At 32.8% G+C, this 7,933-nt stretch carries 4 protein-coding genes and 2 pseudogenes; 1 reads left to right on the top strand and 5 read right to left on the bottom strand.

Annotated features, from left to right (window positions below; translation table 11 throughout):
• Positions 1 to 88 precede the first annotated feature (88 nt).
• From ftsY to RH82_RS13460, 4 genes and pseudogenes are all read right to left on the bottom strand, one after another.
• A pseudogene (ftsY, locus tag RH82_RS13475) lies at positions 89 to 990 on the bottom strand (signal recognition particle-docking protein FtsY); the annotation flags it as partial.
• Positions 989 to 3,100: pseudogene (locus RH82_RS13470) on the bottom strand (efflux RND transporter permease subunit); the annotation flags it as partial. The pseudogenes RH82_RS13470 and ftsY, both read right to left, overlap by 2 nt.
• Before the next feature lie 3 nt (positions 3,101 to 3,103).
• Positions 3,104 to 4,258 (bottom strand): efflux RND transporter periplasmic adaptor subunit, encoded by a 1,155-nt coding sequence (locus RH82_RS13465; RefSeq protein ID WP_034061451.1) that lies wholly within the window; start codon positions 4,256 to 4,258, stop codon positions 3,104 to 3,106.
• A 78-nt stretch (positions 4,259 to 4,336) separates the two neighbouring features.
• Positions 4,337 to 6,244, bottom strand: a complete 1,908-nt coding sequence (locus RH82_RS13460; RefSeq protein WP_034061449.1) for an ABC-F family ATP-binding cassette domain-containing protein — start codon at positions 6,242 to 6,244, stop codon at positions 4,337 to 4,339.
• 86 nt (positions 6,245 to 6,330) lie between these two features.
• On the opposite strand from RH82_RS13460, the gene RH82_RS13455 reads away from it, so the two are divergent.
• On the top strand, positions 6,331 to 6,714 hold the full coding sequence (locus tag RH82_RS13455) for a DUF983 domain-containing protein (protein ID WP_034061448.1): 384 nt from the start codon (positions 6,331 to 6,333) through the stop codon (positions 6,712 to 6,714).
• A gap of 98 nt (positions 6,715 to 6,812) precedes the next feature.
• Here the strand turns inward: RH82_RS13455 and RH82_RS13450 are convergent, their stop codons facing one another.
• A complete protein-coding gene (locus tag RH82_RS13450; protein ID WP_034061447.1) occupies positions 6,813 to 7,856 on the bottom strand; it encodes an NAD(P)/FAD-dependent oxidoreductase in 1,044 nt (347 codons plus the stop codon).
• Between the last annotated feature and the right edge of the window lie 77 nt (positions 7,857 to 7,933).

Genomic DNA, 7,933 nt, shown 5'->3' with positions numbered 1-7,933 from the left:
AATACTCTTATAGCAGGTGTAAACATAATTTATTCGCTTTTTTTAGTCTTAAATCAATTAATAAGACTTCAGAACTCCCTTGAATTTATTACTTAAAGAAGCTATCCACAAACTCATGCTTATTAAAGACTTGTAACTTCAAGACCTTCACCAACACCAATATTTTTTAACAGGGATTTTAAAATTGGTCACTAATACCAATAACAACTCCACCTTTTGCTGTTCCATCTAATTTGGTTACTGCAAGTGAAGTTACTTCTGTGGCGGCTGTAAACTGTTTTGCTTGTTCGAATGCATTTTGTCCCGTAGAACCATCTAAAACCAATAAAACGTCGTGTGGCGCATCTCCAATTACTTTTTGCATAACACGTTTTACTTTAGTTAACTCATTCATTAAGTTAACCCTTATTGTGTAAACGTCCTGCTGTGTCAATAATAATAACATCTGCATTTTGGGTCACTCCAGATTCTAAAGCATCGAAAGCAACACTTGCTGGATCAGATCCCATATTTTGACGTACCATTGGCACATCTACTCTATCTGCCCCAAACTTGTAATTGTTCTATTGCCGCTGCTCTAAACGTGTCTGCAGCACCTAAAACAACAGTTAACCCTTGCTTTTTAAATTGGTAAGCCAACTTACCAATAGTTGTTGTTTTGCCAACGCCATTTACGCCAACAACCATTAATACATAGGGTGTTTTTGTTCCGTCTGCTTGTGGTGCTAATTTTGGGATCGTGTATTCTGTATCTTCACCAGAATTGGTTTCACTTAATAAGCCTGCTATTTCTTCGCGAAGGATTTTATTAAGTTCGTCTGTTCCTAAATATTTATCTTTTGCTACGCGCTCTTCAATACGTGTAATTACTTTAAGCGTTGTATTTACACCAACATCACTGGATACTAAAACCTCTTCAAGGTTATCTAAAACGTCTTCATCTACTTTAGATTTTCCTGCTACTGCTTTACTAAGTTTACCTAAAAAGCTTGGCTGCTTTTAATTCAATAATATCATTTCCTAATAATGATATTGAAACAGGACTTCCTCCAAAATTCCCGCCACTTCCAAAAACTAAACTTTCGGCACCAAATATTGCTCCAACACGTTCTTGAATTCTATTGGACACTAAAGCAGACGTAATTTCATTAGGTCGTTCTTCTCCTGGCAACAAGTTTATTGCTAAAGATGCTGTTGATGAACCTGGCCCAATATTCTTAATCATATTTTCTACCAAATACTTTTCAGAATCTTCACCAATATATTCATCATTTATTTCTTTGGTAACTTCAATCGCTTTAGTTTCAATAAATGAAATAATACTGTCTGTTACTTTCTCTGTTGTACCATTAGGCATATTTAGTGATATACTAATCCTATCACTGGCTATTGTTGGGAAAAAAGCACCTCTAATGATACCGCTATCAAAACTAGCTTTGGTTAAAATTAAGAAGACAATAAAAAATGAAAAAGTTAAAAACTTATACTTTAAAGCGAATCTTAACGTAGGACTATACAATTTATCACGAAGCCAAGTCATGACTTTATCTCCAAACATATTAATGTAACGCAATTTAGAAAACACCCTTTGAAACACGCCAGCTATACCTTCTTTTGGTGTATTACTTTGTTTCCTTAAAGCTTTAGAATGTGCTAAATGCGCTGGTAAAATAATTAAAGCCTCTACAAGAGAAACAACTAAAGTTAAAATTACGACCACAGAAACCTCCCCAAAAAACTCTCCTATTCTTCCATCTAAAAACAAGAAAATAGAAAAGGCCAAAATTGTTGTAAGAATTGCAGAGACAATAGCAGGCAACACTTCCATAACACCATCAATCGCTGCTTGCTCCGGTGTTTTTCCTTTTTCATAATGCTGATAAATATTTTCGGCAATTACAATACCATCATCTACCAATATACCAATTACAATAATCATCCCAAAAAGCGATAACACATTTATGGTTACGTTAAAGTAAGCCGCAAACATAAACATCCCTGCAAAAGCAACAGGTAAACCAACTGCTACCCAAAACGCTAATCGCGTATTCAGAAATAACGATAAAAACATTAATACCAATATCATCCCAATAACAGCATTCTCAGATAATAAATCTTTACGCTGTGTTAGTGTTACAGATAAATCCCTCACTACACTTAATTGAACATTATCATATTTTTGATTGAATTCTTCAATGTATTCTTTTGCTTTTTCTGCTGAAGAAATTAAATCTTCAGTGTTTGTACTCGTAATGGTTATATTAATGGACAAGTTTCCATTAAAAAAATTAGCATTTGAAGTTTCTGAAAACTGATCTCGTACAACAGCAATATCTTTTAACCTAATAATTAGTCCTGAAGCCTCAGATTTTACAACTAAGTTTGATAGCTCATCTGCATAGTAAGACCGAGAATTAGCTCTAATAAGGTATTCTTCGGCATCTGTTTTAATAGTACCTCCAGTAGTAATTAAACTAGATTGATTAATGGCACTTGAAACCTCGGAAAAGGATAAATTATAAGCTAATAAATTAGTTTCGTTAATAGCAATTTCAATTTCTTCTGCTGGATACCCAGAAATTTGTATTTGTGAAATCCCATCAATACCTCGCAAATCGTTCTCGACTTGTCGTCCAATCTGCTTTAATGTTGCTAAAGGAATATTAGAGCCACTAATAGCGAATGAAATTGTTGGTCTTAAAGCTTCTTGTTTTGCAACAATTAAAGGCTCCATCCCTATTGGAAATGATGGTACACGATCTACAGCATTCTTAATTTCAAGAAGCATAAAATCAATGTCTTTTCCTTTTTGAATTTCAATATTTATGTTTCCACTATTTTCCCTCGACGTAGAAGTAACACGTTCAATGCCGTTTAAACCTTTAAGATTGTCTTCAATTTTAAGAACAATACCTTCTTCAACTTCTTGAGGTGAGGCACCAGGATAGGTTACATTAATATTGATGTTCTTAGAATCAATTAATGGGAAGAAAGACGATTTTAAGTTATATGCTCCAACAGCACCGAAAATGAGGAAGGTCCACATCACAATATTTACTGCAACACTGTGTTTTATAAAATAAGCAATCAGTTTTCTCATGACTTATTTTGCTTTATTAGATTTAGAAACCTCTAGAGTCTTAACCACTTTAGTACTGTATGGTTTAACCAACATCCCTGCGTAAGCTCCGGGAAGCGGCTTTGATAATATAACTGTACCATCTGGAATATTTTTTAATACCACTTTAGAATCCGAAAAATAAACAGCCTTAACATCTATAATATCAAGAATACTATCTCTGACTACAAATATTTGTTCTGTATCTAAAAATAAATTTCTATTAATCTCAATAGCATTATTTTCTTCTTTTGCATTTACGTTTGCCTCGAGATACATCCCTTCCTTAAGACTTTCATTTTTCACTTCAATAAATGCAGTTATGGTTTGCGTTGTGGCGTCAATATTTCCATTTACACGTGAAATACGACCCAAATAAGTTTCGGTACGTTCGATATTATTTAAGACAACTTCTTCTCCAACTTTTAAAAGACTTGCATACGTTTTACTTAATGCCACTTCCATTTCGTAAACCGAAGGATTAATAAATTCGCCTAATTTTTGTCCGCTTCTAATCAAAGAACCTTCTGTTGCCAAAGCTTCGGTTAAAATTCCTGAAAAAGGCGCTTTAATCGAATATTTAGCTAAACGTTGCTCTTGATTTTTTACGTTAAAATAATTGGTTACAATACCACGGCCAATAATAAAATAATTCTCTTTTTCTGAAGTCATCTCTGGCAACTTTGGCGTTGTTTTATCTAAATCAAAACCATTTAAATAGGTTTGCCATTTTTGAAATACTTCTGGGAAATCTAAGCGTAAATCAGGCATTATTGCAGCAATAGAATTGTATAAATTACTTTTTGAAGATTGCACGGTAGCATAGTACTCGGAAGCATCAACACGTATTAGCGTTTGTCCTTTTCTGTAGTTTTGTCCTGGTCTAAACAAATAGCTTCCCGAGCGAAATACACCTTGAACTTCTGAATATATCTCAACGCGCTGCTTTGCTTTTAAATTTCCATTTGCTGGAATTACTATAGGTATTGTAGTATTTTGAACCGTATCTATAAATACAGTTTTAATCACTTTTGCAGCTACTGGTTTTGGCTTATTTTTATCTGCCGTCATTTTTTTCGCAAGCAAAAAAGACACCGCAATAAACAAAACACCTAGTATGGATAGTATAATTTTACGCATTAATTTGGTTTTAATAAATAAGACCGCAAAATTAGGCTTTAGTTTAGTCGATAAGCGTTAAAGAAAACTTAAAAAGAATTAGCTAAAATCCTCCAATTGAAGTGTTATACCTTCCCAATTTTCCATGAGCTTGTCTAGTTTGTCTTTTTTTGCTTGATAACTTGCAAAGAAATTAGGTAGCGCTACGGTCTCATCATAATTAATAGCTAACTCGACATCAATCTCTTTAATTTCTTTTTCTAGTTGACTGATTTTAGACTCCGTATTACTTAACTTATTATTAAGTGATTTTACTTTCTTTTGGTCTTCGTAAGATTGTTTGTTTTTTTCTTTGGGAGCCGTTTTTGTAACTGTACGTTTTTCTACTTCACGCAAATTATCAACTTGACGCTTCTCTAGATAATAATCGATATCGCCTAAATATTTCTTTATTTTTTCATCTTTAAACTCGTAAACCGTAGATGTTAAACCTTGTAAAAAATCTCTATCATGAGATACTAATATTAATGTGCCTTCAAATCGTTTTAAAGCATCTTTTAAAACATTTTTAGATTTTATATCCAAGTGATTAGTAGGTTCATCCATTATAAGCACATTAAATGGTTGCAACATTAGCTTGGCTAGTGCCAGACGGTTTCGCTCTCCACCGGATAATACTCTCACAAATTTTTCTACTTCATCGCCACGAAACAAAAACGAACCTAAAATATCACGTACCTTACTTCTATTGGTTTCGTTTGCAGCATCAATCATGATATCTAAAACCGTTTTAGTTCCATCTAAATATTCTGCTTGATTTTGAGCAAAGTATCCTATCTGCACATTATGTCCTAATTTTAATAAACCATGATGCTTAATATCTCCAACAAGAATTTTTGCTAAAGTAGATTTACCTTGACCGTTTTGTCCAACAAATGCTGTTTTAGCATCGCGTTCAATTAATAAATCGATATTAGATAAGACTTGATTGTCACCATAATTTTTAGAAATAGCTTCAGTTTCGACTACTACTTTCCCTGGTGTTATAGAGACTGGAAAGTTTAATGTCATGACACTATTATCATCTTCATCGACCTCGATTCTGTCTATTTTATCCAGTTTTTTAATAAGCGATTGTGCCATAGTGGCTTTAGACGCTTTAGCTCTAAATTTTTCTATTAGCTTTTCGGTTTGCTCAATTTGTTTTTGCTGATTTTTTTGTGAAGCTAACTGCTGCGTTCTTAACTCCTCACGTAACACAAGGTATTTAGAGTATGGTTTTGGATAATCGTAAATACGCCCTAAAGAAATTTCAATCGTTCTATTCGTTACATTATCTAAAAACATTTTATCGTGAGATACTATTGCAACGGCTCCAGCATAATTTCTCAAAAAGCCTTCTAACCAAATTATAGATTCAATATCCAAGTGATTTGTTGGCTCATCGAGTAGCAAAACATCATTATTTTGAAGTAATAATTTTGCTAATTCTATTCGCATTCTCCAACCTCCAGAAAACGTATCCGTAAGTTTTTCAAAATCTTCCCTTTTAAAACCTAAACCTTGAAGAATTTTTTCTGTTTCACCTTGATAGTTATAACCTCCAAGAATTTCGTATTGGTGTTGGATTTCGTTTAGATCTATCATTAATTGATTGTAACCTTCACTTTCATAATCTGTACGTTCTGCAAATTGGTTGTTTATAACATCCATTTGAGCTTCAATCGCTTTTATTTCTACAAAAGCTTGATACGATTCTTCTAAAACAGTTCTACCTAACACAAAATCGATATCCTGTTTTAAGAAGCCAATTTTTAAATCTTTATCTCCTGCAATTTGTCCAGAATCTGGCTCTAATTCTTTTGCAAGTATTTTTAGCATGGTAGACTTTCCTGCACCGTTTTTACCTATAAGTCCTACGCGGTCTCCATTCCCTAGTTTAAACGTGAGGTCTTCAAACAAGTATTCGCCTTGAAATGAAATAGATAGATTATGGATGTTTAGCATTGATATGTGACTTATGTTACACAAAATTAAACACTATAGCTTAACTTCGCATTATTAATTAACGTCTGCAAAAGTACATAAATTATATGTTTAATAAAGGATCTAAACTCTACGGAATATTTACAGGTGTTTGCCCAAAATGTCACGAAGAGTCAATGTACACAAATAAAAACCCTTATGCTATCACAGCACTTTTTAGTATGCATGAGAAATGTAGTCATTGCAGTACAAAATATAAAATGGAACCTTCATTTTTCTATGGCTCGATGTATGTAAGTTATGGTGTAGGCATTGCTTTTGCTGTCATTGCTTTTGTACTTAGTTACTTATTATTTGAAAGCACGCTTAATCAATCTATTATTGCCATTATAGCTTCGCAAGTTATATTCTACCCTATTATTGTTAGATTGTCTAGAAACATATGGATAAACCTCTTTATGAATTACGATAATACAAAGGCAAAAAAATAAGCTAACTACATTATAAATAGATATTTTATCTAAAAGCTATAAATATAATAGCCTCTAGGGCTATAGTTTACACTTAGTAAAATGCAGAATTAAAAAAATTAATTATCAAATCTAGCAATATCCAATTCATTATCTAAAGGCGAATTATTTTCGATATGGTTAAAAAGTTGTTGTGCTACGTATGGTCCAATCATAACACCTCTATTTCCCAAGCCATTTAAAACAGCAATATTTTTATGTTTTGAATGTTTACCAACCAAAGGTCTTCTATCGCGCACTGTTGGTCTTATTCCTGCAACTTGATCTACCACTTCAAAATCACAAGTAATGATTGCTTTTAGCTTGTTTACAAGTTCTTCTTTAGCTTTAGTAGTAATAACATTATCCTTAACTATTCGTTCGTTAGTAGAGCCAATTCTGTAAATATCATGACCTAACGGTATAATAAATACACTAGATTTTAAAACGTAGTCCAACTTTAAATTAGGAGCTATAATAGTTACCAATTCACCTTTACTACCCTCTAACGGCAAAGTATTAAAAAAGGGATTATCTTTAATTCCAAAACCTTCAGCAAACACAATATAGTTTGCGACAATCTCTTTATATGCTATTGCGTTTTCTTGAAATTGAATTTCATTATAATCTATGGACTCTCGAAACAACAAATTTTCTTTTGATAAGTCCTTCCTATATTCTGAAACTAACAATTTAGTATCTATCCTACCCGTTTTTAACACCTCACCAAAACCGAATTCTGAATTAATATATTGATTTGTATTCTTATGAATATCTAAAGACATATAATCTGAAAGCCCTACGCGATCAGATCTCGAAAACCAGTTGTTTTGTTCTACTAAAGACATGAAGCGCCTTCTAACAGGAATTTTGTAATCTAACTTAACATTCAACCTTTTTTCAATTTTAGAATACATTGGTAAAGCCAAATCTAATTGTATTTTACTTAGCCAAACGGGTGTAAAACGTTTTAACGTAACAGGATTATATAATCCTCCCGCAACTGTTGAAGACTGTTGAGAATTATTATCGAATACTACAAACGTCTTATTATTGGCTAATAATTGCTCACAAAAGGCAATACCTGCTAAACCACAACCTACTATTATGTAATCTACTTTCATTCTACAAAGATAAAGATTAATGTCAATTCTAAATCAAATACAGAATAACAGAATTGACTGTATATAATAAAAAAACG

The sequence above is a fragment of the Lacinutrix jangbogonensis genome, from assembly GCF_000797445.1.
Classification (GTDB): domain Bacteria; phylum Bacteroidota; class Bacteroidia; order Flavobacteriales; family Flavobacteriaceae; genus Lacinutrix; species Lacinutrix jangbogonensis.
Note: the sequence above shows the minus strand (reverse complement) of the source record. Positions and strands in the feature narration are given on the sequence as shown.